Origin of the sequence: Mesorhizobium sp. M0244, assembly GCF_040321795.1 — a bacterium.
GTDB lineage: Bacteria > Pseudomonadota > Alphaproteobacteria > Rhizobiales > Rhizobiaceae > Mesorhizobium.
This window is the reverse complement of sequence record NZ_JAMYSE010000050.1, coordinates 29,129-50,105: the sequence shown is the minus strand read 5'-3', so window position 1 is coordinate 50,105 and position 20,977 is coordinate 29,129. Positions and strand designations below refer to the sequence as shown.

Genomic DNA, 20,977 nt, shown 5'->3' with positions numbered 1-20,977 from the left:
CGGGGGGGCTCGTGGGGGGGCCCGGCGCCCCGGGCTCTCCTGGGCAGCGACCGTGGGGGCACGCCGCTTGCCTCGCGGAAAGCCGCGTGTGTCGAGTGCCTCGCCGATGATGGCGGCGATGCGCATGCGCGGGTTGAGGCTGGAGAATGGATCCTGGAAAACGATCTGCAGCTTTTGCCGGTAGCCGCGCATTTCACGTGCGGACAGCGAAAACAGATCGACGCCGTCGAACAGCGCCTTGCCTCTAGTCGGCTCCACCAGCCTGAGGATGGCGCGCCCGGCGGTGGTCTTGCCGGAACCGGACTCGCCGACCAGTCCCACCGTCGAGCCGCGTCCGACATCGAAGCTGACATCCTCGACAGCATGAATGATGCGGCCATTGCGGGCGGGAAAATGCTTTGTCAGACCCTGCACGCTAAGCAATGGCGCAGCCTCCGCACGACCGGCGATCACCGCGGCGCTCACAGCTCTGCACTCCTGATGCAACGGGAAGCGCCGTGCGGCCCTGCCGGCATTAATGGCGGGGGTGCCGCCCGACAGGGCGCAATGGCGAAGTCACAGCGCGGCTCGAAGGCGCAACCGGGCGGCAGCGCGGTGATCGGCGGCACGCTGCCGGGAATGGAATAGAGCGCCCGGCGCTCGCCGTCGTCACCGATATCGCGCGCGGCATTGGGCGTGCAGGCCAGCAACCCCCTTGTGTAGGGATGGCGCTGGTGCGCAAACAGATCGTTGACCGGTGCCTGCTCGACGACACGGCCGCCATACATGACGACGACATCATGGGCGATCTCGGCGACCACACCGAGATTGTGGGTGATGAAAAGGATCGACATGCCCATCTCGACCTGCAGGCGACGCAAGAGATCGAGGATCTGCGCCTGGATGGTGACGTCGAGGGCCGTAGTCGGTTCGTCGGCGATCAGCAGCGACGGATTGCAGGCGAGTGCCAGGGCGATCATGACGCGCTGGCGCATGCCGCCGGACATCTGATGTGGATAGTCGTCGAGCCGCGAGACGGCGTCCGGAATCTCGACATGCTTCAGCATGGCGAGCGCACGGCTGCGCGCTTCCTGCCGGTTCACCGGCTCGTGCAGCACGATCATCTCACTGATCTGGTCGCCGACCGTGAAGAGCGGGTTGAGGCTGGTCATCGGCTCCTGAAAAATCATTGCGATTTCCCGGCCGCGTAGCTTGCGGAATTCCTTCTGGGTAAATCCGGCGAGGTCGTGGACATGCTCCTGCCGGTCGCGGAAGAATATCTGGCCGCCGGCGATTCTTCCGGGCCGTGACAGCAGGCCCATGATCGACAGGCTGGTCACCGACTTGCCGGAACCGGATTCTCCGACCACGGCCAGCGTCTTGCCGTGCTTCAGGTCGAAGGTGACGCCATCGACCGCCTTGGCGGTAAGACGGCGGGTCTGAAACCAGGTCCGCAAGTCCCGAACCGACAAGATGATGTCACTGGCGATCGCGCCGCTCATGATTTCCATCCGCAATGCGGACAGACGGGCACACCGCCGGCAGACCCTTCCGGCGGCAGGTGGCGGTGGGCAACGATCGCCTCGGCACCGAGGACAGCGTAGCGCGGCTCGAATAGCCGGTGCAGCGTGCTTGTCGCCCCTTGCGAATCCTTCACGGTGAGTTCGGCCTCGACGAGGTCGAACAAAGTGAATTCCGCTGGCCTGCCCTTTTCCAGCAGCCCGGCGGCGGGCAACCGGATGGCGCGGCGCGGCGCCGTCGTCGAGGCCGTCACCACATCATCGAATGCCATGCCGAGCGACAACAGCTTCGACATGGTGGTTGCCATATCCCACACCGCGCCGTCGAGCGAACGGTTGTGCAGATCGGTCGAGATCGTCTTCGGTGGCAGACCGCGCTCTAGCGCCGCCTTGGCGACATCGAAGGAGAAGGAGGCGCCGCCGTGGCCGACATCAAGCACAATGCCGCGCTGCGCCGCATCCTCGGCGAGCCGATAAAGATCGTCGTCCTCGATGATCGAGCCGCCGGCCTTGCCATTGAAGCAATGAGTGACGATGTCGCCTTCGCTCAGCAGGCCTAGAATATCGTCATAGAGTGGCGGCGGCTCACCAACGTGCACCATCAGCGGCAGCTTGAGGATGCGGCCGAGCTTCTTCGCCAGCCGAACCGGCGTCAGATCCCAGCCGCCGGTAATGACGTGACTGGCACGCACCTTCAGTCCGACGATGACGTCGCGGTTGGCCTCGACGGTGGCAATGGTGCGGTCGATATCGATTGAGCGCATGTCGATCAGCTCACTGACACGGTTGCAGGCGACGAGACCGATCGAACCGATGTTCAGGAACGCATATATGTTCTCTCGCGCCGGCTCTATGATGAACTCGCGAAAGCCGTGGAAATTGGCTTCGCCGGCCGAGCCGGCATCGACCATCGTGGTGACGCCTCGGGCGGCGCCACATTGCTGCGGCCGCAGCGAAATGTCGGTGCCGCCGTACCAGACATGCACGTGGAGGTCGGTCCAGCCGGGCGACAGGAACGCGCCATTGGCGTCAAGCATCTTCACATCCTCGCCGGCGGCAATCGTCGAACCGGTTTCGGCGATACGGCCGTCCTTGCCGATCAGCACGTCGATTGTCTGGCCAAACCCGCCGCCGAAACCGACTGGTTTTGCGCCCCTGATCAACAGCGGCCTTTCGGTTTGCGAAGAGCGATTGCCGAACATCAGATGTCCTTTGCCAGACGAGGGTCGAGAAGGTCGCGCAAACCGTCGCCGACGAGCTGCAGCGACAGCACGGTGATGACGATGGCGCTGCCGGGAAACATCATGATCCAGCCGGCCTGATCCATGTATTGACGGCCGGTGGCGATCATTGTGCCCCAGGTCGGGATGTCGGGCGATATGCCGACGCCGAGGAAGGACAGACCGGCCTCGGCCAGGATGGCGTTGGCGAAGATGAAGGTTGCCTGCACCAGCAATGGAGAGGTGACGTTGCGCAGGACGTGCCGCACCAGGATAACCGGCGTCGGCACGCCGAGTGCGCGGGCCGCCTCGACATAGGGGAGTTCGCGAATGACCAGCGTCGAGGCCCGCACGACGCGTGCGAGCCGCGGCGCATAAACCACGCCGAGGGCGACCACGACATTGAAAGCGGTGGCGCCTAGTGCCGCCACGAGCGCAATGGCGAGCAATATGTCGGGAAAAGCCATCATGGCGTCGATCAACCGCGACACCGGCGCGTCGAGCCTTCTGAAGAAGCCGGAAGTCAGTCCCAAAACGACGCCGATGATCGAGGCGAAGATCACGACAGCAAAGCCGACCGTCAGCGAAGTGCGCGCGGCGTAGAGCATGCGGGTAAAGATATCGCGCCCGAGATCGTCGGTGCCGAACAGGTGGTCGAGGCTCGGCGGATGCAGCCGGCTGGCAATGGAGAGCTTGGTCGGTGCGTAGGGGGCGATGACCGGCGCGAGGATCGCGGCGAGCACGATGACCATCAGTACGGCGATGCCTACCGCCGCCGTCGGCCGGGTCATCAGCCGCGAGAGGATATTTGGCTCTGCCTGGAGCGGCACCGAGATAGCGGCCATCAGTAGCGAACCCTCGGATCGACAGCCAGATAGAGCATGTCGATGGCGAAATTGACCAAGACGTACAGCCCGGCAATGACCAGCAGCGCGCCTTGGATAACCGGATAGTCGCGCCGTAACACCGCCGAGACGACCAAGCTGCCGACGCCGGGCAGGCCGAACACCGTCTCGGTCACCACCGCACCGGAGATGAGCAGTGCCGCGGTCAGGCCGATGACGGTGAGGATGGGGATCAAGGCATTTCTGAAGGCATGCTTCAGCACCACACGCCATTCGCTCATGCCTTTGGACCGAGCGGTCCGCACATAGTCATCATTGAGCACGTCGAGCATCGAGGCGCGAGTGAAGCGGGTGATCAGTGCCGAGCTTATGAGACCGAGCGCCAGCGCCGGCAGCACCAGATGGTCAAGCCGGTCGGCAAACGAAGCTCCCGGCCCGCCATAGCCAGATGTGTCGAACCAGCCGAGCTTCACGGCGAAGAACTGAATGAACAAAAGGCCGAGCCAGAAGCTCGGCACGCTGGCCGCGAACATGGCAATCGTGGTTGCCGCCTGGTCGAAGATAGAGCCACGCTTATAGGCCGACATGATTCCGACCGGCAGCGCGATGAGCGTTGCGATCACCAGGGAGAAGACGGTGAGAAAAAAGGTCGGTTCGGCGCGTTGGGCGAGCGCGGTCGTGACCGGCTCGCCCAGGAAGATCGACTGACCGAAGTCGCCTTGGACGACATCGAGAACGTAGCGCCCGAACTGTTCGAGGATGGAACCGTCGAGCCCGAGCTTGGACCGCAGCGCGGCTATATCGGCGGCCGTGGCGTCTGGACCCAGCATGACCGCCGCCGGATCGCCGGGCGTCACCCGTACGATGACGAACACGATCGTGACGACCAGCGCCATGACGACGATCATGCCGAGAAGTCTGTTGAGGATTGAGCGCAGCATCGGCCATCTCTGAGCAATCATCGAACGGTTTGCCGGGCGCCGGCTTTGTCGGCCGGCACCCGGCCGCCTATCCTTGGGTTGAGGCGGAAGGTGAGAGGAGCCGTCTCAGTTGCCTTCCAGATAAGCGTTCCAGAAATAGGGCCATGGCGCCGGCGTCACGCCTTTCAGCTTGGGGGCCTGGGCGGCCAAGGCGTTGAAGTCGCCGACCTTGAACGCTGGAACCTCGTCGTAGATCGCCTTCTGGACATCTGCGAACAGCGCAACGCGCTTGGCCGGATCGGCTTCAGCGTTGAACGCCTCAAGCACCTGGTGCTTGCGATTCGAAACCCACCAACCCGGCGAGGAATCCGACATTATGCCGGTGAGCGACGGCTCGGGCAGGAACGGACTGTGGGTAATGTAGATGTCCCACAGCGCCGGGTCGGTGCGGTTCTTGGTCAGCGTCGCCCATTCGACCACATCGAGTTGGACCTGGAAGCCGGCGGCTTTCAGATACTCGGCCGCGACCTGCGCCATCTTGTAGTGGAACTCGTACTGGCGGCTGGTGAGGATGCGCAAAGGCTTGCCGTCATAGCCGGCTTCCTTCAGCAGCGCCGCAGCCGCTTCAGTGTCGCCATCGGGCTTGTAGGGCTCGGTGCCGGCGTCCGTGTGCCAGGCAAAGCCTTGCGGATACATGTCGCCGTCGGCTGCGAAGAAGTCCTTCGATCCGAATGCGGCGAGCAGCATGTCGTTCGGCGCCAGCGCCGCTTGTATCGCCTTGCGGATGCGAATGTCGGAATTCAGCCCCTGCTTGGTATTCAGGACGAATACCGGCCAGCCGAACGGCTTCAAGATGACCGGCTGGGTCTTGCCACCCGAGATCTTGTCAAAGGACTCGACCGGCAGCGAGTCAACATAGGCGAACTGGCCGGAGACAGCGCCTTCGACGCGCGTGTTCGCATCGGGAACCGGCACGAAACGGATTTCGTCGAGATACTGTTTTCTGGCGCCACCATAGCCGTTGGGTTCGCCGTCGCGCGACTTGTAGCCGTCGAACCGGGCAAGCTGGATGTACTGGTCGGGTTTGCGTTCCTTCAACATATAGGGGCCGGTACCAACGAAGCTGGTCAGCGGCTCCTGTCCCACGTTTTCCGACGGGATGATGATCGCGGCGGCATTGTTCAGCGACAGCAGCGACAGAAGCGGCGCGAACGGCTTTTTCAGGGTGATCTTGATGGTGTTGTCGTCAACGGCGTCGACCGCGGCAATGACTTCGGCTGCCTGCTTGCCGCGCGAGGCAATCTTCATCCAGCGTTGCAGCGAAGCGACCACGTCGGCCGAATTCATATCGCTGCCGTCGTGGAACTTTACGCCGGCTCTGAGCGGGATGGTGTAGGTAAGGCCGTCCGGCGAAATCTGTGGCATGTCGGCGGCCAACAGCGGCGTGATGCCCCAATCCTTGTCGAAGGTATAGAGCGTCTCGTAGATGTGCTGCGTGACGATGCCAACCAGATCGGCGGTCGAGGCCATCGGATCGAGCGTCGGCGGCTCCCCAATGGTCGCCACATCGATCACTCCACCTTTAGCGGGCTCGGCCCAGGCAGCGCCTGTCGCCGGCAGCATAAGCGCGGCGAGCGAAGCGACGATTTGCAAGAAACGCTTCATCTTGGTTCCCTTCGCTGTGTTCCATAGTAATGGAGTTTGTATCCTAGTTACGGATCAAGTAAACGCATCTGAATATGGCAACGTCAAGCTTTTTTCGTCGAGCGGAAGTCGCGCGATTGGGAGCCGTTGATGATCTTCGTGCGCCAAGGGCGTGGCTCGTCGTCCCGTCCAAGTGCCGGCATCACACCGTCGTCCAGCGATCGGAAAAACCTCAGGTACATGGTGGGACAGAATGAAGCAAAGGAGCCGAAGGATACTACGCACCCCCAACAAGACCCGCTGGGATCAGCGCTTGATGGGGTTGATAAGTGCAAAAGCAGCTCGGCCACGCCTCAGCAGCGCCGGCGCGACCGTTTCCGGGTCAATCTCACTAAGGCATCAGGGCTTAAGGGGTCGAAAAGGCCCCCCGCCCCGATGCTGAACGAAGCCTACTTCCGAGGCGTCAAAACTCCCAAGGAGAGATCAGATTTGAGGCCGGTCTTATCGAAGTCGCTCAAGTTTCGCGTCGCAAGGCGGCCTCCGTTGACACGCGCTATCGCGGCGATCATGCCGTCGGGCGCGGACATACCCAGACCTTGGTGTGCAGCAGTTCCCATAATTGTCCCGTAGGCCAATGCGGCTTCCTCAGTCAGCCCGAAGATTCGGCCGGCGAAACGACGACGCCAATCGGACAAGCCCCTGCTCCAGCCGCTCGGCACGCTGATCGGGTCGAATTTTTTGAATGCCGAAGGAAATCTCGGCGATTGTCACAGTCGGAAGCGCCAGTTCAGCATCATGGCGAACCAGCCATGCGATAACGGCAGCGCTAGGCGCCTTCTTCAAAGTTTCAGAAACCACATGGTGTCGAGAAAGGTCAAAGCTCAGGTCCTACATGAACCCGCTGATCGTCTCGGATCGCCGCTTCAAGGTCGATATCGGTGCCGTAAACCGTCGCGATGCGCGCGTAAAACGTCGACGCAGGTTCGCGACCTGCCTCCCGCGCTTCGTAGGATTCAAGGGCACGTTCGACGATGTCTGCAATCGAACGATTTTCGCGACGGGCAAGCCGGTGCGCAAGGTCTCGCGCTCTGGCACTTCTTACGGAAAGTTGAGGCTCTGCCATGTGGGTCTCCTTTTCCGCAGATATAGCGCGGCAGCTTTGGGCCATCGAGATGGCAGGCGATGGCTTGTCATCTTGATGGCATTCGAAGAGAATCCGCCGAGTTAATGCGCGCGCCTCATCATGCCTGAAAACGCGCAAAGATATGGTGCGTTGCTTACGCGGGTCGATCGCGCTGTAAGCAGCGCGAACGGGTGGTATCAGCAACCTGGGAATCGTCTCGCTGCATTCCACAGGAAGAATAACAACGACATTATATCCGCATATCCGCGTCCTCATCCCCGCCCGACCGTGGCGCCCGATCATTCATCCTCTTGCCACCAGCACACTGCTAAGCAGTCCAGAGCTCGCGCCACCGAAGGCCCGGCCAATGGACATCGCCTCACCCGAGCCTCACCCGACAACAATTTTACGACCGCGCCTGATCCTCACCGATGAGCCGCCTGGTATGTGCGAGGCGACATGGCCACGTCGGTCCATACGATTACGCTGGCATCAGCGGCTTGATGCGGTCGACAATGGCGGCGACCGCTTCCTTCGGGCTCTTGCGACCGAGGACGGCGAGCTGAACCTCCTCGAGAAACGTCGACTGAGCGCGAGCGGCTTCGGGAAAAGCCGGGAAGGCTGGTCTCGCCTTGGCAAGGGCGGCAGCCTCGACCTTCGTCTGCGGCTGCGACCCGGCAAACGACGGCTCGGCATAGGTTGATGAGCGGACGGGGCCATTGCCGTTGCGCGCCATATCAAGTGTGGCCGCCTTGCTGGCTACGAAGCGGATATAGCTCCAGGAGAGCTTCTTGTCCGCCGAATTGGCGGGAATGGCCATCGCCCAGGCTTCGACGACCGGGTGCATTTCCTGACCGCTGCCGAGGGTCTTGGAGCCGGGGAACTCGATCGCCTTGATCTTTCCCGGCGCGGTCGACTGTTCCTTGTTGTTGAGCTGCGCGTAGCGGGCGAAAGGCAGCACCGCGAAGGCTGCGCGTCCCTGCTGCATCCAAGTCACCATGTCGTCATTGCGCGTCGTGGCGTAGCTGCGGGGGAGCGCCCCGGCCTTGAAGAGGTCGGCGAGCACGGACAGGCCTTTTTCCATCGCCTCCGGATCGGGAACCACCTGGAACTGCTTGTCGATAAAATCGCCGCCAAAGGCGCGGGCGAACATGACCGGGAAGACGGCGAGGTCGCTCGCAAGGATCATGCCGACGACCGGCGTACCGGACTTGGAGGTGAAGGTCAGCTTCTTCGCCTGCTCGACCAGCTCCTCCAGCGTGTCCGGTGGCGCCGAAATGCCGGCCTCCTGAAGCAGCTCCTCGTTGTAGAAAAGCCCCTGCGTGGCATGGCGCACCGGGATGCCGACAAGCTTGCCGCCGACGGTCATCGACTGGCGCAGGGCTTGGGCGACGATCGGCTCGGCTTTCCGGAGGTCATCGAGCGGCTCGAAGAGCGAGGCGATCTGCGATGTCATGCGGTTGTCGATGATATAGCCGACGTTGAAATCGGTCTCGCTCAGGCTCGCCTCCCGGAATAGCCGGTCCTGGAGCGGATTGCTGTCGAGCGTCGTCCAGGAGATCTGGGCGTTGTTCTTGTCCTCCCACGGCTTGATGACATTGCCGGCGACGCCGGTCGTCAAGTTGGTCTGGTGGACGCGATGGCAAAGCACGTTCAGCGTCTTTACCTGAGCATGGGCCAACCGACCCAATACGCCCGTGGCGCCGGCGGCCATCGCGGTCGTCAGCAGGGCTCTGCGTGTCATGTGCAAAGGCATTGTCTTCCTCCCTTTCTCGGTGACGTCGTCACCCCTTGGTCGCGCCGGCGGTCAACCCGGCGACAAGAAACCGGTTCATCAGGACCACGAAGACGAGAACCGGCAGCAATTGGACGGTAGAGGCCGCAAAGAGCACGCCCCAGTCGACGCCATCGATCGAGCTGATCATCTCTGAAAGGACCAAAGGCGCAGTCTTGGCGTGGTTGGCGGTGAAGATATAGGCGAACAGAAACTCGTTCCACGCGAAGACGACGACGAAGACGGCGACGGCGAGCATGCCGGGCGCTACGAGCGGCAAGATGATCTTCACAAGGATCGTCAGCGGCCGCGCGCCGTCGAGGACAGCCGCCTCGTCGAGTTCGCGCGGCACCTGATCGATGAACGTCCGCATCAAAAGCGTGCCGAGCGAGACGAAGAAGCTCGCGTAAAGCAGGATCAGCACCAGATGGGTGTCGTTGAGCCCGAGCCGATTGACGACCGGGAACAGTGGCAGCGTCACGACGATCGGCGGGATCAGCCGCGATCCGATCAGAAACATCACCGATCCTTCCAGGAAATGGACGCCACGATAGCGTGAGTAGGCGAAACCAGCGAGCAAACTTGCCATGACGGCAAGCGCCGTTGCCCCGGTGGTGATGATCAGGCTGTTGACGAGCCCGTCGAAAAAGGCCGGCCAGCGCTGCCATAACGAGGCGTAGTGCTCGAAGGTCGGTTCGAAGAAGAGCTCTGGTGGAACCGCGAAAATCTCGCGACCGGGTTTGAACGACGAGAGCACGATGAAACCGATCGGAAACAGCGACCAAACGACGATTGCCGCAACAGCGAGCGTCTTTCCGGCACCGATGGCGAGACGCTTAGAACGCATTGGCCACGGATTCCTTGCGCAGCCGCCATACATAGCCAGTCGCAAGCAGCAGCGAGATCACGACCATCATCCACGCCGTCGCGGCCGCCGTGCCGAAGGAGTTGTAGCGGAAGCCTTCCTGATAGAGATAAACGGAAACGACCTCGGTCGTGCGCGCCGGGCCGCCCTGGGTCAGGAGCCAGACCTCGGAAAAGAGGCGGAAGGCGAAGATATAGCGGAAGAGCAGTGCAATCAGCATCGCTGGCGCCAGAAGCGGTAGCGTGATGTTGCGGAAGAGCTGGAACGCGTTGGCCCCGTCGGTGCGCCCAGCCTCGTAGAGCTCCTTCGGAACCGCGAGCCGTGCCGCATAGAGAATGATGAATGTGAATGGCAGGTGCAGCCAGATTGTCAGCAGGCCGACGAGGATGAGGCCATGGGAAGGGATGAACGTCCAGTCGAGCGTCGGCAGCCCGGTGTATCGCAGCATCAGCGTGATCGGCCCGACGTCTGGATCGAACAGGAAGCGCCACATTGCGACCGCCGTCACCTCGCTGATAGCGTAGGGAGCGAGCACCACGACGAGCATGACACGCTGGAAGGGAAGCCCGGAGGCGAAAAGCAGAGCCAGGCCGAGGCCGAGCAGCAGTTCGATATGAACCGCCACGGCGACGACGAGGACCGTGTTCCAGATCGAACCCCAAAAATATGGATCGGTGAGGACGCGGATATAGTTATCGAGCCCAACGAAGGTTGCCGATTGGCCGAATGACGAGGCCTCGAAACTCAGCCACAGGACGAAGATGGAGGGCAGCACGATGATCCCAAGCACCAGGAGGTGCACGGGCGTCGCATAGAGATAGGCAGGCGAAAACGCGAAGCGCCGCCTCTTGGTCTCGCCAGCCGCTTCCGCCGCCCCTTCCCCCCTGTGGCCGACGGACGCCTCGGAACCAAATGCCATTGCTCCTCCCTGAGCGGTTGCGCGTCAGCCGTCCCTGGCGGCAAGTGGAACGGTGCCCTCCACCGTCGTTCGGTACATCACCCGGCGATATCCGGGATAATCGTTGATGGCAGTGTGCAGGACGTGGGGATTGTTCCACATGCCGAGCGTCTTCGGTTCCCAACGCAGCCTGCAGTTGAACTCGGGCCGGACAGCCCGCGCCATCAGGAAGTCGATCATCGGCTTGCTTTCTTCCTCGGTCATCCCCTTAAAATTGGTCATCACGCTGCTGACGAAGACATAGCGCCGCCCAGTCTCGGGGTGCCGACAGATCACAGGGTGCTCGACGATAGCGTTCTCGATCGCCTCGACATCGGCCTTGACGCCGAGCCGGCTGTGGGCCGCGTTGATGGCGAAAACCCCGCGGCCGCTATGGACGCCCGTCAGCCCTTGCAGGATTTCGACCAGCCGCGGCGAAAGAGAGTCATATGCCTTCTCGAGGCTTGAGAAGCATGTGTCGCCGCCGACCGGCGGCACCTCTTCACCGTAGAGGATCGTAATGCCCGGCGGCTTTGGTAGCCAGGCGAGGTCCATGTGCCAGTCCTCGCCGATCACCCTGCCCGTGTCGTCCGGCTCGCGCACGAAGCGCACGATATCGTCGAAGCCGTCGATCGGCGTGTGCACCGGATTGCCGCTAAACGGCCCGAACCGGCGCGCGACCTTGTGGACGCCAGCGGCGTCAAGCTCCTGATCGCGCACGGCGAGCGCATGGTACTTGTAGAGCGCGCGGCGAACGTCTTCGAAGGCATGCTCGCTGGCGCCCGCCAGATCGATCCCGCGGATTTCTGCACCGAGCGCTCCAGTGAAGGGGCTGACCTCGAAACGGGTGAATTCGTCATCGCGTAGCACGTGATCCTCCCTTGTACGCGCCCCGTCGCCACCATGGGCTGACTTACCTGTAAGTAAGTAACCTGAAGGCTAACATCTGTCAACTCGCCCTCGCTTTGATCCACTGGATGTCTAGCCTCGACGCGAGCCCTTCCCCGCATCCTGCCAAGCTGCGCGGATGATCGCCGCCAGTGCTGCGAAGGTCCTAGCGACCTCGTCGAAGCTTCCGGTATCCTGCGTCATCGGTGGACAGGACAGGAGGGTAATGCGCAGCATGTGCACGAGTTCGTCCCTGAGCGTGTCGGGAGAAAGTTCTCCATCCTTCACAGCCTGGTCGACCGCATGGCGTAGGCTCCGTTCATAGATCCGGTTGACACGCTCGAGGGCATGTTCGGCTGGTTCGCCGAGAACTGGGAGGTCGTGGCGAAGGCGCGAAAGCGGGCTCCACATATTGCGGGCTCCCGTCTCAGCGTTGAAACGTTCATAGAAGCGGCGCAGATCCTCGAGCTGCATATCGAGCCGGTCGAAGAACCGGGCGTCGGGCGTCGTCCAGAAGCGCTTAATCCGGGCCTCGGCGTTGGCGGCGAAGTCCGCGATCAATTCCTCCATCAATTGACGCTTGTTGCCGAAGTGATGGTGGATGTTGGCCCGCGTCGTGCCGATCGCGATCGCTATATCGCCGAAGCTGAAACCGTCGTGGCCGCGCAGGACATAGAACTCGGCCGCGACCTCTTTGATTCTGCTGCGGGTGGAGTACGCCTCGTCACCGGGAGGTCCTGAAGTGCTGGCTCTCATATCCCTTCCAAAATCCATGCCGCTCGCCATCGCGACAATCAGCATACGAAACGTGCTGCAACCGTCCGCCGGTCGGCACAGACGCGATCAGCGTTGCTACCATACAATGTCATGGGATGTACCCGTCGTACATAGATCTTCTTCTACGCTCAGGTGGGAACTAATTTGCGCCAGTTCGCGACATTCAACGTTTCGCACGAACATCCCCTCCTCCTTAGCAGCAGCCCCGAAGGCCTTACGGGCCTCCTCCGGGGTCGCCCGATCCTCGACGGCGTCGATGCATAGTTGCACAGCCTTCCTCCACTTAGGTCCCATCTTGGTCCACTTCAGGAGTTCCTCGGCGGCACCCTCGACATTGTTACACCCGTAGGTGACCCCAGGTCGGTCGGTCTTGACGTACACCGGAGGGGAGAACCAATGGGTTGCCACGACACCACCTACTCAGGGGAGAGATACATCTTGGCCTCCTTTGCGGCAGCCTCAAAGGCCTTTCGCACCACCTGAGGGTCAATCGAATCGCCCTCCAGATCTGACAGGCACAGCGTCACCGCCTTATGCCAGCAGGGTCCTCTCCGAGTCCACGTTTTGAGCTGCTCAAGGGCTGCCCTGGCATTGTTGCAGCCATGCCTGACACCGGTTTCAGTCTTCACGAACACCGGAGGGACGAACCAATGGGTTGCCATGATACCTCCTACTCAGGGGAGAGATACACGTTGGCCTCCTTGGCAGCCGCCTCGAAGGCTTCACGGACCTCTTGGGGGGAGGATTTGCCCTCGAATGCATCGACGCAGGATTGGACAGCCTTGGTCCACTTCGGGCCCTTTGTGTCCCACGCCATGAGTTCCTCCGCGGCTCCCTCGACGTGGCTGACCCCATGGCGAATGCCTGGACGTTTCGTCTTCACGTAGACCGGTGGAGAGAACCAGAAGGGACCCATGAGGATGAACTTAGAGCGGCAAGAGCCTGCTGACCAACCCAGTTGCAGCCCCCGCTGATAAGGGAACAACGCAGGCCCTCGCGGGTTTAGAACTCGCAGCGGTCGATTCTTCGTGGATGCACCCGCTGTCGGGTCCGTCGCTTTTCTCACGGGCGGCGGGCCCTCGTGGCTAGAGACTGACTTTGCAATCCGAATTTAGCTATTTGCCGTTGGGGGGAAGTAACGTCCCCTCCTCCTTAGCGGCAGCCAGGAATGCCTTGCGGGCCTCCTCAGCTTCCATCTCGTCGAATATCACGGCCATGCAAACGCGCACCGCGAGGTCCCAGCAAGGGCCACGCTTGGTCCACTTCATCAGCTCCTCGCCGGCTTTCTCGGCGTTGTTGACGTTGCGGATGATCCCGGGACGCTCGGTCCTGACAGGGACCGGAGGGTTGAACCAGTGGAGAGCCATACGTCACTCTTTGTCGGCCCTATCAAGTTGCTCCAGCAAATACCTTTGCTCAGCCGGCAGCTCCCGTTCTACAGGCAGATTTAGCATGTTGCGAAGGTAATTGCGGATTACCTCTGAGGTGATCCACCGCTGCACAACTTCGGCAATAACCTTCTGTTTGGCTTTATCGATTTCAACCACATTCGGGCCTACATCTTAAAAGGACCGAACTGCACCTCGAGCGGATTTGTTCCTTAAGGGGGGCCAGAATGTTTGATACAAAAATCTGGGCAGGTGATCGGATAACTGGCTCGCGCGAGCGCGCCCTTCGTTTCCCACTGGCGAGGCCCTAACAATCCCCGTCAGAGAAGTTGGGAACCCAACATCGTGAGCCTGAGCCAGAAGTTACGCAGCCAGCAGCCGTTCTGCATCTATTGTGCCGGATCGGCTCGCGGCGTCGACATCGGCCACGTGCCGCCAAGGGTCTGTTCGATGGCAAGTGGCGACCGAAGGGCGGGGAAGTGACTACCTGCAAGGCATGCCATGAAGGGACGCGCGAGATGGACGATGTCGCGGCGTTCGCAAGCCGTTCCTGCCCAACCCGACGACTGGGGGGACAGCATGGTTGTCATTGGTCATGACGATCACCTGGGCGGTGCGCCAAGAGGGCTTGGGCACGGGAGGCGCACCGTCTAGGGACAAAGGCTGCCGATGCTTCGTCAGGATTGTTCCGATATCAGCGAGTCCGCTTCTTGATAGGTCTTGCGACCAGTACGCGCGCGCGGGGCCACAGGTCGAGGCTAGGTAGGAAACTCACACTCGCGGGCACTGGTTGATCACCGAGCCAACACGAGCGACCTCGGCTAAGCGCCGTGTGTCCCTCTTACAACAGGCTTGGCTGCTATATTATTGCAGTGACCCTGCCCGACGCATCGAGGCGACAACTGACTTGCGCCTGCCGGACTTCGATGCCACCTTGTCTAGCGTAGTCTATTCGCACCTCGATCGGCGCCGTGAGTGCGCCTCGACGTTGACGCAAGGCACCTGCGCTTACCGCGTGGACACGGACGGCGCCAAGCGGCGTCGCAGCGGACACGATCGCCGCGCGGCAGGCGCGCACCACCGCGGCTGGCGTACCGGTTTTCGCTTTCAGCGGTGCCAGAAACTCAGCGGGATAGCCCTTGGTGACCCGCTCGGACCCACCGTCACCAGGTTTAGAGGGCAGGAGGACGGGTGGCAGGACGATCGATTGCCTGGCGGTCTTGGGAGAGGCAGTGGCTGTGGTGGCTGCGGCCGGACTACCGGGAGCGGTAACCGATTCGTTTTCGGCGGCTGGATCGTCGCCCACACCGACATCCGTCGAAATCCCTCCGCTTCTATCACCTACGGTGCCGCTGGCACTAACGCCTGCGTCGACTGATCCGTCATCTGAGCCGACCGAAGCTCCAACGTTGGCTCCGCCTACACCGTCGACGCTCGTGCCCACCCCCACAGATCCGCCTTGCGAACCGGCGCTCACTCCAGCACCGACCCCGACACCGCCAACATTGCCGCCTATACCTGCATCAAGAGCCGAGGCAGGCCCGATTGCGATCCCGATCGTCAACGCGGTTGCGACGTATTTTTTCATTATCATACTCCCCTGCGGCATACATTTCGCTCACTATTCTTCACTGGCCTAGGTCGAGCTTTTTCGGTGGTCGCGTTGGGAGCAATGCGGCGGGAAGAGCGATGGTTGACAGCAGAACAGGTTGCGGTGACTTTTGGACCTTCACTTTCTGTTTTTCCGGCAAGCCCGGTTTGCGGACTGGTTGGGAGCCCGAACGCGATAAGCTACTTGCATGTGCACTCGCGGGGGTACGTGCTTTCGGCGCGCGCTCCACAGCCGCAGTGCGACGCTTACCCTTGACAATATCAATTGCCTCACGCGCGGCACTGAGGCTGCGGGCTAGACCGATAGTCCTTTCACGCTCTTGGTCCAGCGCCGCACTCAATTCTATCGAGTTCTGCTTTAAAGCATCGCGTTCCTTGCGAACGATGGCGAGGGCTCGTACAGCTGAATCTGCTCGTTCGCGTCCCAGTTCGAGCGCTTCTCGAGCTTGCTTTACAGCGGCCTCGGCCACCTGTCGGTCCCTTGTGGCGTTGGCCTGCTCGACGGCTGCCAGATTTGCGCCTGTCTTAAGAGCATCGATCGTTTGGCGAGCCGTAGTAAGTTCTTGTTCCAAGAGCTCAACCTTGTGCCGCTCGTCATCAAGCGCTCGCTTGGCAGCAAGCTGAGAGAGTTCCATAGAGGGGTGCGCTCCAAGCGTGGCAGCCTTCTCGCTGTTCCAGAGACTGGCTTCGGCCCTGTAGCTTTCGATAACGCGCTGCGCCGTCTCCAGATCGAGCGCGAGCGCTTCGTCTGTTCGCTGCTGCTCTTTTAGGGCTTGTGCTTGCTGAGCCACCGTGTCTGCCAGTACGTGTGCCTGGGCGCTTAGGTCACGTGCGCCGCGCTGCATAACGTCTAGCTCCGCTCGTGCTGCGGCCAATTCGCGGCGCAAAGCCTCCACATGCTCGCCGAGCGGCGTTTGCGCGCCCTCCTTGAGTGCCTGTGTTTCGCTGAGCACCAGCTCTCCAGATATATAGGATCCGAGCGCGCTCGGTTGCGGCTTGCCCGGTTGTTTGTCGACCTCGGTGTGTTCCGAAACCACGACCGACGAGCTGTCGTTAGCTGCGGCAACAGCTGACGCTTCGGGCGCCAACTGACTATTTGCCGGAGATGCCGACAGCAGAACAAGGCATAACGGAACGAGGGATAGCATGGCGCTACACCCCCTGCCGCGTATCTGCAGATGATTCATCACTGAACCTCACCGACCGCGGCCCTCACCGCTATTGTATTCTCCACTTACGCGCGCGGCGCTGGATCAATGCTAGTGAAGCACCCTCGGCAACGCCAAGGCACCGAATAAGGCGTAAAGCCTGTCTCCTATTTCCTTACTTGTCATCATTCGAACGAACGGAACTTTCGTTCATTTACTCTGGGGGTTGTCTGAAACCCCGAAAGGCTGCCCTGCTCAAACGGCTCTGTCTGGTCACTCCAGAGCCTCCAAGATACTGGAGGTCACGCTCTGGACGAGGACGAGCCCCATCAATCGCAACGAGGATGTGTTTGCGATCAATCCGCTTGGCAAAGTGCCCGTTCTCGTTCTCAATGACGGTTATACGATCTTCGATTCGAGCGTAATCTGCGGCTATCTCGACGATCTCGAAAGCAGTCGTCGGCTCATCCGCGAAAGAGGGCGAGCAAAATGGTCCGCCTACCTCCACGCGCTCGCCGGCGGCATGTGCGACGCAGGCATTTCCATCCGCTGGGAAAACGAGCGCCGCCCTGAACATCTGCGTTACCCTGCCTTGGGCGCAGGCATGACGATGACGCTCATCGAATTCTATAACTTTGTGGAACGCGAGGTCGAATTCGACGCGCCGCTCCATGTCGGCCACATCGCGCTCGCCACTTGTCTAAGCTGGCTGGAATTCCGGAGATTGCCCGACTTCTTGCAGGGGAGGCCACGACTGACACAATGGTATAGATCCTTCGTGGAACGCCCTTCAATGCGTGCCACACCCTACGACGGTGCACCCGAGATTGATATCGATCTCTAGGCTTTCGAAACCCAGTATGCGTCGGTAACCAACCAAGCGTTCTCGAGGCCATTTGCTGGTCGTCCTCGATGGTATTGCGCGAGACCAGTGACCTTGCCTCGCGCAGCCTTTAGAGCGGCCATCAACGCCTTTTCTTCGTCACTGCGCCTAGCTCCGCTGCAGGGGTAAAACCCGCATGGCATAAGTGATCTTACAGGAAACGCACAGCCAGCCCTTTCCAGAAGCATCATGAAGCCTCGTTGGTCTTCACCTGTGAACGGCAGCGCCATCCGACCCGTGTCGGACAAATTTGAAAGCCACCGTTCCGGCACGTGCGTCACTCCGGCAAAGGCGGCCACGACATCGAGGTTTGGCAGATCGACTGCCTTCGTTGCATCACCGGATATCACTTCTACACGGGCATAATGAGCAAGATTGCTTTGCGCGCGCCGAGCGAGTTCTTCGTCGATCTCATATGCAATCACGCGGCCTTCAGAACCCGTCAGTTCAGCGAGGATGGCGGTGAAATAGCCGACACCAGCGCCCACCTGAAGGACAGTCTGACCGGGAGCCATGTTCAGATGGTCGAAAACCAATGCCCAAAGCGACGGCAAGCCGCTGTTTAATCCGCGCTGTTCGTCAAGCGAGACCAGTACGTCGTGATAAATCTCGTGAAGTGCGGCTGAAGGGCTCGTATGGACCGCCCCGATCTGCAATCTCGAATGGATACGCCATGGCCCGTCACCGAGGTATTGTTCGCGCGGAACCTTTGCGAAGGCCTCGATGACCGCAGGATTGTGCAAGACAGGTGATGAGACACGCAGGTCTTCGGCAAATCACCGGCGCGCGTCACTGGCATCGATTCTTGTTGGCATGGAATGTCGGCTCGCGGATTGTGCGTACTTGTCATGCTCTCAGAAAACCGAACGACGGCAAAGGGGCCCTATCCCCGCAAGACGATCCGCTCACAGCTCAAGGAGCCGCTCCGAAACCAAGGGTTCGCAACGAACTCGGTAGACGTGGAAGCCGTCCTGCGGTCGGTCGGCCTGGATCCGGCGCTCAGTTACAGGTTCCCGCACCAGCTCTCTGGCGAGATTAGTTCCGGAACCTTATACCGCTACCGAAGGTTGATATACCGAGCTGGGCCGGCGAATAAGCCAGAAGCCGAGCCAGAGCGGCAGATAAAATGAATGAGCTCAATCAAGTACAGTCCGAAATCATCACCGCTGACCTACTCTTCGCGAGGGTCATGCACGACTATGACTACCAAGCTTCGAGGCGCAGTCAGGGCTCTCGGGAAAGGCCGTGGTGGGGTCCACGGTCAGAGGCCATCCCGTCCGCCCTGCTGTCGAGGTGCTTCGGAGCGTTGGACCAGGCAAGCTCCGACTTGAGCACGATCATTGCAAGCTCGCGCCAAGCTCGACATTAGGCCAAGGCAGCGCCCGTGCATCCACGTCGGTGATCAGCATATGGCCCGGCGACACTGTGATCGAGATCGCGAGTTCGGCACGAGCAAGAGCGTCTTGGGCGGTCAGGCTGCTGGCCCAGAATACAGGCACCTCCCCTTCCAAGACTTCGACGGCATCGCCCCAGTCGGGAGCCATCAAATTTCGGATCCCGATCGTCGTGGGCTCTCCGACATGGATGGGTGACCCGTGCGCATGCGGAAAACGCGCGGTGAGCGCGCGAACCTTGTCGACGTCGCTATACCTTATCGGGCGCATTGAGACGACCATTTCGCCACCGAACTGTCCGACTTGAGACGTCTCGATCTTGGTGCGGAACTTGGGGGCGGTTTTTCCACGGCCGATGCGCCGGAATTTCACGCCCTTTTCGACAAGTGCGGCCTCGACGGTGAGCGAACTGCCGAGCGCGAAAGCCGAAAAGTCATCTCGCCATAGGTCGATGATGTCTGTGGTCTGCCGGATCATCTCGCCGAAATAATAGATGCTGTACTGTGGCGCATCGGTGCGGATATCGATATCGCCCAGCGCTGGCAGCAATGGGCTGCCCGCACGGCTCACGCCCACCAAAGGGCAGGGTTTCGGATTGCGGACGCAAAACTGATGGAAATCGGCGGCAAAGCTGCGGGGCACAATCACGACGTTGGCCTGGAGCTTGCCGCGCGCAAGCCCTCCTGTATGCCCTTCATAGGCACCCATCCTGACGAGCCTGCGTAGCCTGTCCGCATCGACCATTCGCAAATCCTCATAGATCAATGAAGTGATCGGGCGAGCCATGGCTTCCAACGGATATGCACGTTTCAGAGACACGTCGAGAGCGCGTAAGATCATCGGCGGGTCGGTCACTTGTCAAATCATCAGAATCTTTCCTCATCGATAAATCGTATTTATTGGCAGGCGAAGGATGGCGCTTATTATTAGCTTTTGCTCATATTTGTTCTCATTGACAGCTGCGGCAGCCGATCGCTTCTATCTGTCGGCTCGCCTCGTGCAGGAAGCCAAGGTCCCGGTTCATGTAGAAAAGCAGGAAAGCTGCATAGAGTACAAAGACAAGGCTGAAGACCAGCGTCTTGACGACCAGGGACAATGCAAAAACATTCAGGTGCGGAGAGGCCCGCGCCAGGAAAGCCAGCACAATGTCGGACAAGAGCATGCTGATAATGAGCGGGAAGACGAGGGTCAGCGCCATCGCCAGGATGCGATTCAGCAGACCGAGAAATATCCCCGCAGCATCCTTGCTGAATACAGGCAGAAGTTGGTCGATCGGCCACAGGCCGTAGCTCTCGTAGAGACTGGTCAGGGAAAGCTGCAGACCTCCGGCGGCCAGGTAGACCGTGACCATGATGACGGCGAGTAAGGTGCCGGTGGCACTCGTCTCATGCGTCATCATCGGGTCAATCAGCGTCCCCATCGTGGAGCCGCGCTGCAGGTCAAGGACATCGCCAGCGGCCTCCGCTGCCCAGAACGGTATACCCATTGCGAGCCCGAGCGTTACGCCGACCACCACCTCCTTGAGGATGTACACCACGATCATCGTGGTCGTGATGTCGGTGTTCGTCAGCGTACTCGCGATCATCGGAAAGACCGGAACCACCAGCGCCAGCGCCACGCCGTTACGCAGAAGACCTGATAACGGCACACGCGAAAAAAGCGGCATCAGGAGCATGAAACCGGTCATGCGAGCGAGCGCGAATGCGCCTGCCAGAAGATAGACCTGAAGCTCTTTGACGGAGGCGAAGAGTGGTTCGACCGGCATCCGCCTGCCTCAACGCGTGACGACGGGAAATTCGTCCAGCGCCGTCGAGGCCTGTTGCGCGATCTGTTGTCCAAGCAAAGGACCGAAGACGATGATGACCAGCAGGATCACGACCAGCTTGATGGTCTGCGGAAGCGACTGGTCCTGAATTTGCGTCAGCGCCTGGGCAAGACCGACGAGGACGCCGACCGCCAGCGCCGCAATGATCGCCGGGCTGGACGCAAACAGCACCGTCAGAAGTGCGCTTTGGACCTTTGCCAGGATGAAGTCATTGCCCATGCAACCCTCCCATCGGC

24 protein-coding genes and 2 pseudogenes are annotated in these 20,977 nt (G+C 60.8%); 2 read left to right on the top strand and 24 right to left on the bottom strand.

Annotated features, from left to right (window positions below; all coding sequences use genetic code 11):
• From NKJ08_RS24950 to NKJ08_RS24855, 20 genes and pseudogenes are all read right to left on the bottom strand, one after another.
• The coding region (locus NKJ08_RS24950) for an ATP-binding cassette domain-containing protein (protein ID WP_352783812.1) at positions 1 to 465 on the bottom strand (465 nt) is incomplete at its 3' end.
• Positions 462 to 1,481, bottom strand: a complete 1,020-nt coding sequence (locus NKJ08_RS24945) for an ABC transporter ATP-binding protein (protein WP_352783806.1) — start codon at positions 1,479 to 1,481, stop codon at positions 462 to 464. The genes NKJ08_RS24945 and NKJ08_RS24950, both read right to left, overlap by 4 nt.
• Positions 1,478 to 2,701 carry an amidohydrolase/deacetylase family metallohydrolase gene (locus NKJ08_RS24940; RefSeq protein WP_352783804.1) on the bottom strand — a complete coding sequence of 408 codons (1,224 nt, stop codon included), beginning with the start codon at positions 2,699 to 2,701 and terminating at the stop codon, positions 1,478 to 1,480. Before NKJ08_RS24940 ends, NKJ08_RS24945 begins: the two co-directional genes overlap by 4 nt.
• The gene (locus NKJ08_RS24935; RefSeq protein WP_352783802.1) at positions 2,701 to 3,564 is read right to left on the bottom strand and encodes an ABC transporter permease; all 864 of its coding nucleotides are present in this window, start codon (positions 3,562 to 3,564) and stop codon (positions 2,701 to 2,703) included. Before NKJ08_RS24935 ends, NKJ08_RS24940 begins: the two co-directional genes overlap by 1 nt.
• Positions 3,564 to 4,505 (bottom strand): ABC transporter permease, encoded by a 942-nt coding sequence (locus tag NKJ08_RS24930; protein WP_352783800.1) that lies wholly within the window; start codon positions 4,503 to 4,505, stop codon positions 3,564 to 3,566. Before NKJ08_RS24930 ends, NKJ08_RS24935 begins: the two co-directional genes overlap by 1 nt.
• A 105-nt stretch (positions 4,506 to 4,610) precedes the next feature.
• Entirely contained in the window at positions 4,611 to 6,149 is a 1,539-nt protein-coding gene (locus tag NKJ08_RS24925; RefSeq protein ID WP_502906352.1) for an ABC transporter substrate-binding protein, read from the bottom strand.
• 442 nt (positions 6,150 to 6,591) lie between these two features.
• Positions 6,592 to 7,006, bottom strand: a pseudogene (locus tag NKJ08_RS24920) (type II toxin-antitoxin system VapC family toxin).
• Positions 7,003 to 7,251 carry a type II toxin-antitoxin system VapB family antitoxin gene (locus NKJ08_RS24915; protein ID WP_352783820.1) on the bottom strand — a complete coding sequence of 83 codons (249 nt, stop codon included), beginning with the start codon at positions 7,249 to 7,251 and terminating at the stop codon, positions 7,003 to 7,005. Before NKJ08_RS24915 ends, NKJ08_RS24920 begins: the two are co-directional and overlap by 4 nt.
• Before the next feature lie 481 nt (positions 7,252 to 7,732).
• The gene (locus NKJ08_RS24910) at positions 7,733 to 9,007 is read right to left on the bottom strand and encodes an ABC transporter substrate-binding protein (RefSeq protein WP_352783798.1); all 1,275 of its coding nucleotides are present in this window, start codon (positions 9,005 to 9,007) and stop codon (positions 7,733 to 7,735) included.
• Positions 9,008 to 9,035: 28 nt separating this feature from the next.
• On the bottom strand, positions 9,036 to 9,872 hold the full coding sequence (locus tag NKJ08_RS24905) for a carbohydrate ABC transporter permease (protein ID WP_352783795.1): 837 nt from the start codon (positions 9,870 to 9,872) through the stop codon (positions 9,036 to 9,038).
• Positions 9,862 to 10,809: a carbohydrate ABC transporter permease gene (locus NKJ08_RS24900; protein WP_352783793.1), complete on the bottom strand. Its 948-nt coding sequence runs from the start codon at positions 10,807 to 10,809 to the stop codon at positions 9,862 to 9,864. Before NKJ08_RS24900 ends, NKJ08_RS24905 begins: the two co-directional genes overlap by 11 nt.
• 24 nt (positions 10,810 to 10,833) lie before the next feature.
• Positions 10,834 to 11,697, bottom strand: a complete 864-nt coding sequence (locus NKJ08_RS24895) for a TauD/TfdA dioxygenase family protein (protein WP_352783790.1) — start codon at positions 11,695 to 11,697, stop codon at positions 10,834 to 10,836.
• Between the two features lie 111 nt (positions 11,698 to 11,808).
• Entirely contained in the window at positions 11,809 to 12,516 is a 708-nt protein-coding gene (locus NKJ08_RS24890; protein ID WP_352783788.1) for a TetR/AcrR family transcriptional regulator, read from the bottom strand.
• A gap of 51 nt (positions 12,517 to 12,567) precedes the next feature.
• Positions 12,568 to 12,873, bottom strand: coding sequence for a DUF982 domain-containing protein (locus NKJ08_RS24885; RefSeq protein WP_352783817.1), 306 nt, complete (start codon positions 12,871 to 12,873; stop codon positions 12,568 to 12,570).
• 35 nt (positions 12,874 to 12,908) lie between these two features.
• Positions 12,909 to 13,154: a DUF982 domain-containing protein gene (locus NKJ08_RS24880; protein WP_352496211.1), complete on the bottom strand. Its 246-nt coding sequence runs from the start codon at positions 13,152 to 13,154 to the stop codon at positions 12,909 to 12,911.
• 8 nt (positions 13,155 to 13,162) lie between these two features.
• The gene (locus NKJ08_RS24875) at positions 13,163 to 13,408 is read right to left on the bottom strand and encodes a DUF982 domain-containing protein (protein WP_352525677.1); all 246 of its coding nucleotides are present in this window, start codon (positions 13,406 to 13,408) and stop codon (positions 13,163 to 13,165) included.
• Between the two features lie 199 nt (positions 13,409 to 13,607).
• Positions 13,608 to 13,859 (bottom strand): DUF982 domain-containing protein, encoded by a 252-nt coding sequence (locus NKJ08_RS24870; protein ID WP_352525522.1) that lies wholly within the window; start codon positions 13,857 to 13,859, stop codon positions 13,608 to 13,610.
• A 3-nt stretch (positions 13,860 to 13,862) separates the two neighbouring features.
• Positions 13,863 to 14,039 carry a hypothetical protein gene (locus tag NKJ08_RS24865; RefSeq protein ID WP_352783785.1) on the bottom strand — a complete coding sequence of 59 codons (177 nt, stop codon included), beginning with the start codon at positions 14,037 to 14,039 and terminating at the stop codon, positions 13,863 to 13,865.
• Between the two features lie 700 nt (positions 14,040 to 14,739).
• Complete coding sequence (locus tag NKJ08_RS24860; RefSeq protein WP_352783782.1) at positions 14,740 to 15,468, bottom strand: hypothetical protein; 729 nt, start codon at positions 15,466 to 15,468, stop codon at positions 14,740 to 14,742.
• 40 nt (positions 15,469 to 15,508) lie between these two features.
• Complete coding sequence (locus tag NKJ08_RS24855; protein ID WP_352783780.1) at positions 15,509 to 16,678, bottom strand: coiled-coil domain-containing protein; 1,170 nt, start codon at positions 16,676 to 16,678, stop codon at positions 15,509 to 15,511.
• Between the two features lie 226 nt (positions 16,679 to 16,904).
• Here NKJ08_RS24855 and NKJ08_RS24850 point away from each other — a divergent pair, with 226 nt between their 5' ends.
• Positions 16,905 to 17,483: a glutathione S-transferase N-terminal domain-containing protein gene (locus NKJ08_RS24850; protein ID WP_352783816.1), complete on the top strand. Its 579-nt coding sequence runs from the start codon at positions 16,905 to 16,907 to the stop codon at positions 17,481 to 17,483.
• Here NKJ08_RS24850 and NKJ08_RS24845 read toward each other — a convergent pair.
• Positions 17,480 to 18,265 carry a protein-L-isoaspartate O-methyltransferase family protein gene (locus NKJ08_RS24845; RefSeq protein WP_352783779.1) on the bottom strand — a complete coding sequence of 262 codons (786 nt, stop codon included), beginning with the start codon at positions 18,263 to 18,265 and terminating at the stop codon, positions 17,480 to 17,482. The genes NKJ08_RS24850 and NKJ08_RS24845 overlap by 4 nt on opposite strands.
• A gap of 141 nt (positions 18,266 to 18,406) precedes the next feature.
• Here NKJ08_RS24845 and NKJ08_RS24840 point away from each other — a divergent pair.
• Positions 18,407 to 18,553, top strand: a pseudogene (locus tag NKJ08_RS24840) (ABC transporter ATP-binding protein); the annotation flags it as partial.
• Between the two features lie 306 nt (positions 18,554 to 18,859).
• Here NKJ08_RS24840 and NKJ08_RS24835 read toward each other — a convergent pair.
• The 3 genes from NKJ08_RS24835 to NKJ08_RS24825 all read right to left on the bottom strand — a co-directional run bounded on the left by NKJ08_RS24835 (position 18,860) and on the right by NKJ08_RS24825 (position 20,960).
• Positions 18,860 to 19,771, bottom strand: coding sequence for a D-glutamate cyclase family protein (locus NKJ08_RS24835; RefSeq protein ID WP_352776882.1), 912 nt, complete (start codon positions 19,769 to 19,771; stop codon positions 18,860 to 18,862).
• 94 nt (positions 19,772 to 19,865) lie between these two features.
• Positions 19,866 to 20,681 (bottom strand): type III secretion system export apparatus subunit SctT, encoded by an 816-nt coding sequence (gene sctT, locus NKJ08_RS24830; protein ID WP_352783775.1) that lies wholly within the window; start codon positions 20,679 to 20,681, stop codon positions 19,866 to 19,868.
• Between the two features lie 9 nt (positions 20,682 to 20,690).
• Positions 20,691 to 20,960 carry an EscS/YscS/HrcS family type III secretion system export apparatus protein gene (locus NKJ08_RS24825; RefSeq protein WP_352449127.1) on the bottom strand — a complete coding sequence of 90 codons (270 nt, stop codon included), beginning with the start codon at positions 20,958 to 20,960 and terminating at the stop codon, positions 20,691 to 20,693.
• Positions 20,961 to 20,977 lie beyond the last annotated feature (17 nt).

What these genes read in the sequence shown, in the direction of transcription:
- NKJ08_RS24855 (WP_352783780.1), bottom strand. Translation starts at nt 16,678, where the DNA reads ATGAATCATCTGCAGATACGCGGCAGGGGGTGTAGCGCCATGCTATCC.
- NKJ08_RS24915 (WP_352783820.1), bottom strand. Translation starts at nt 7,251, where the DNA reads ATGGCAGAGCCTCAACTTTCCGTAAGAAGTGCCAGAGCGCGAGACCTT.
- NKJ08_RS24905 (WP_352783795.1), bottom strand. Translation starts at nt 9,872, where the DNA reads ATGCGTTCTAAGCGTCTCGCCATCGGTGCCGGAAAGACGCTCGCTGTT.
- NKJ08_RS24940 (WP_352783804.1), bottom strand. Translation starts at nt 2,701, where the DNA reads ATGTTCGGCAATCGCTCTTCGCAAACCGAAAGGCCGCTGTTGATCAGG.
- NKJ08_RS24880 (WP_352496211.1), bottom strand. Translation starts at nt 13,154, where the DNA reads ATGGCAACCCATTGGTTCGTCCCTCCGGTGTTCGTGAAGACTGAAACC.
- NKJ08_RS24825 (WP_352449127.1), bottom strand. Translation starts at nt 20,960, where the DNA reads ATGGGCAATGACTTCATCCTGGCAAAGGTCCAAAGCGCACTTCTGACG.
- NKJ08_RS24930 (WP_352783800.1), bottom strand. Translation starts at nt 4,505, where the DNA reads ATGCTGCGCTCAATCCTCAACAGACTTCTCGGCATGATCGTCGTCATG.
- NKJ08_RS24900 (WP_352783793.1), bottom strand. Translation starts at nt 10,809, where the DNA reads ATGGCATTTGGTTCCGAGGCGTCCGTCGGCCACAGGGGGGAAGGGGCG.
- sctT (WP_352783775.1), bottom strand. Translation starts at nt 20,681, where the DNA reads ATGCCGGTCGAACCACTCTTCGCCTCCGTCAAAGAGCTTCAGGTCTAT.
- NKJ08_RS24925 (WP_502906352.1), bottom strand. Translation starts at nt 6,149, where the DNA reads ATGAAGCGTTTCTTGCAAATCGTCGCTTCGCTCGCCGCGCTTATGCTG.
- NKJ08_RS24875 (WP_352525677.1), bottom strand. Translation starts at nt 13,408, where the DNA reads ATGGGTCCCTTCTGGTTCTCTCCACCGGTCTACGTGAAGACGAAACGT.
- NKJ08_RS24935 (WP_352783802.1), bottom strand. Translation starts at nt 3,564, where the DNA reads ATGGCCGCTATCTCGGTGCCGCTCCAGGCAGAGCCAAATATCCTCTCG.
- NKJ08_RS24870 (WP_352525522.1), bottom strand. Translation starts at nt 13,859, where the DNA reads ATGGCTCTCCACTGGTTCAACCCTCCGGTCCCTGTCAGGACCGAGCGT.
- NKJ08_RS24945 (WP_352783806.1), bottom strand. Translation starts at nt 1,481, where the DNA reads ATGAGCGGCGCGATCGCCAGTGACATCATCTTGTCGGTTCGGGACTTG.
- NKJ08_RS24860 (WP_352783782.1), bottom strand. Translation starts at nt 15,468, where the DNA reads ATGAAAAAATACGTCGCAACCGCGTTGACGATCGGGATCGCAATCGGG.
- NKJ08_RS24910 (WP_352783798.1), bottom strand. Translation starts at nt 9,007, where the DNA reads ATGCCTTTGCACATGACACGCAGAGCCCTGCTGACGACCGCGATGGCC.
- NKJ08_RS24890 (WP_352783788.1), bottom strand. Translation starts at nt 12,516, where the DNA reads ATGCTGATTGTCGCGATGGCGAGCGGCATGGATTTTGGAAGGGATATG.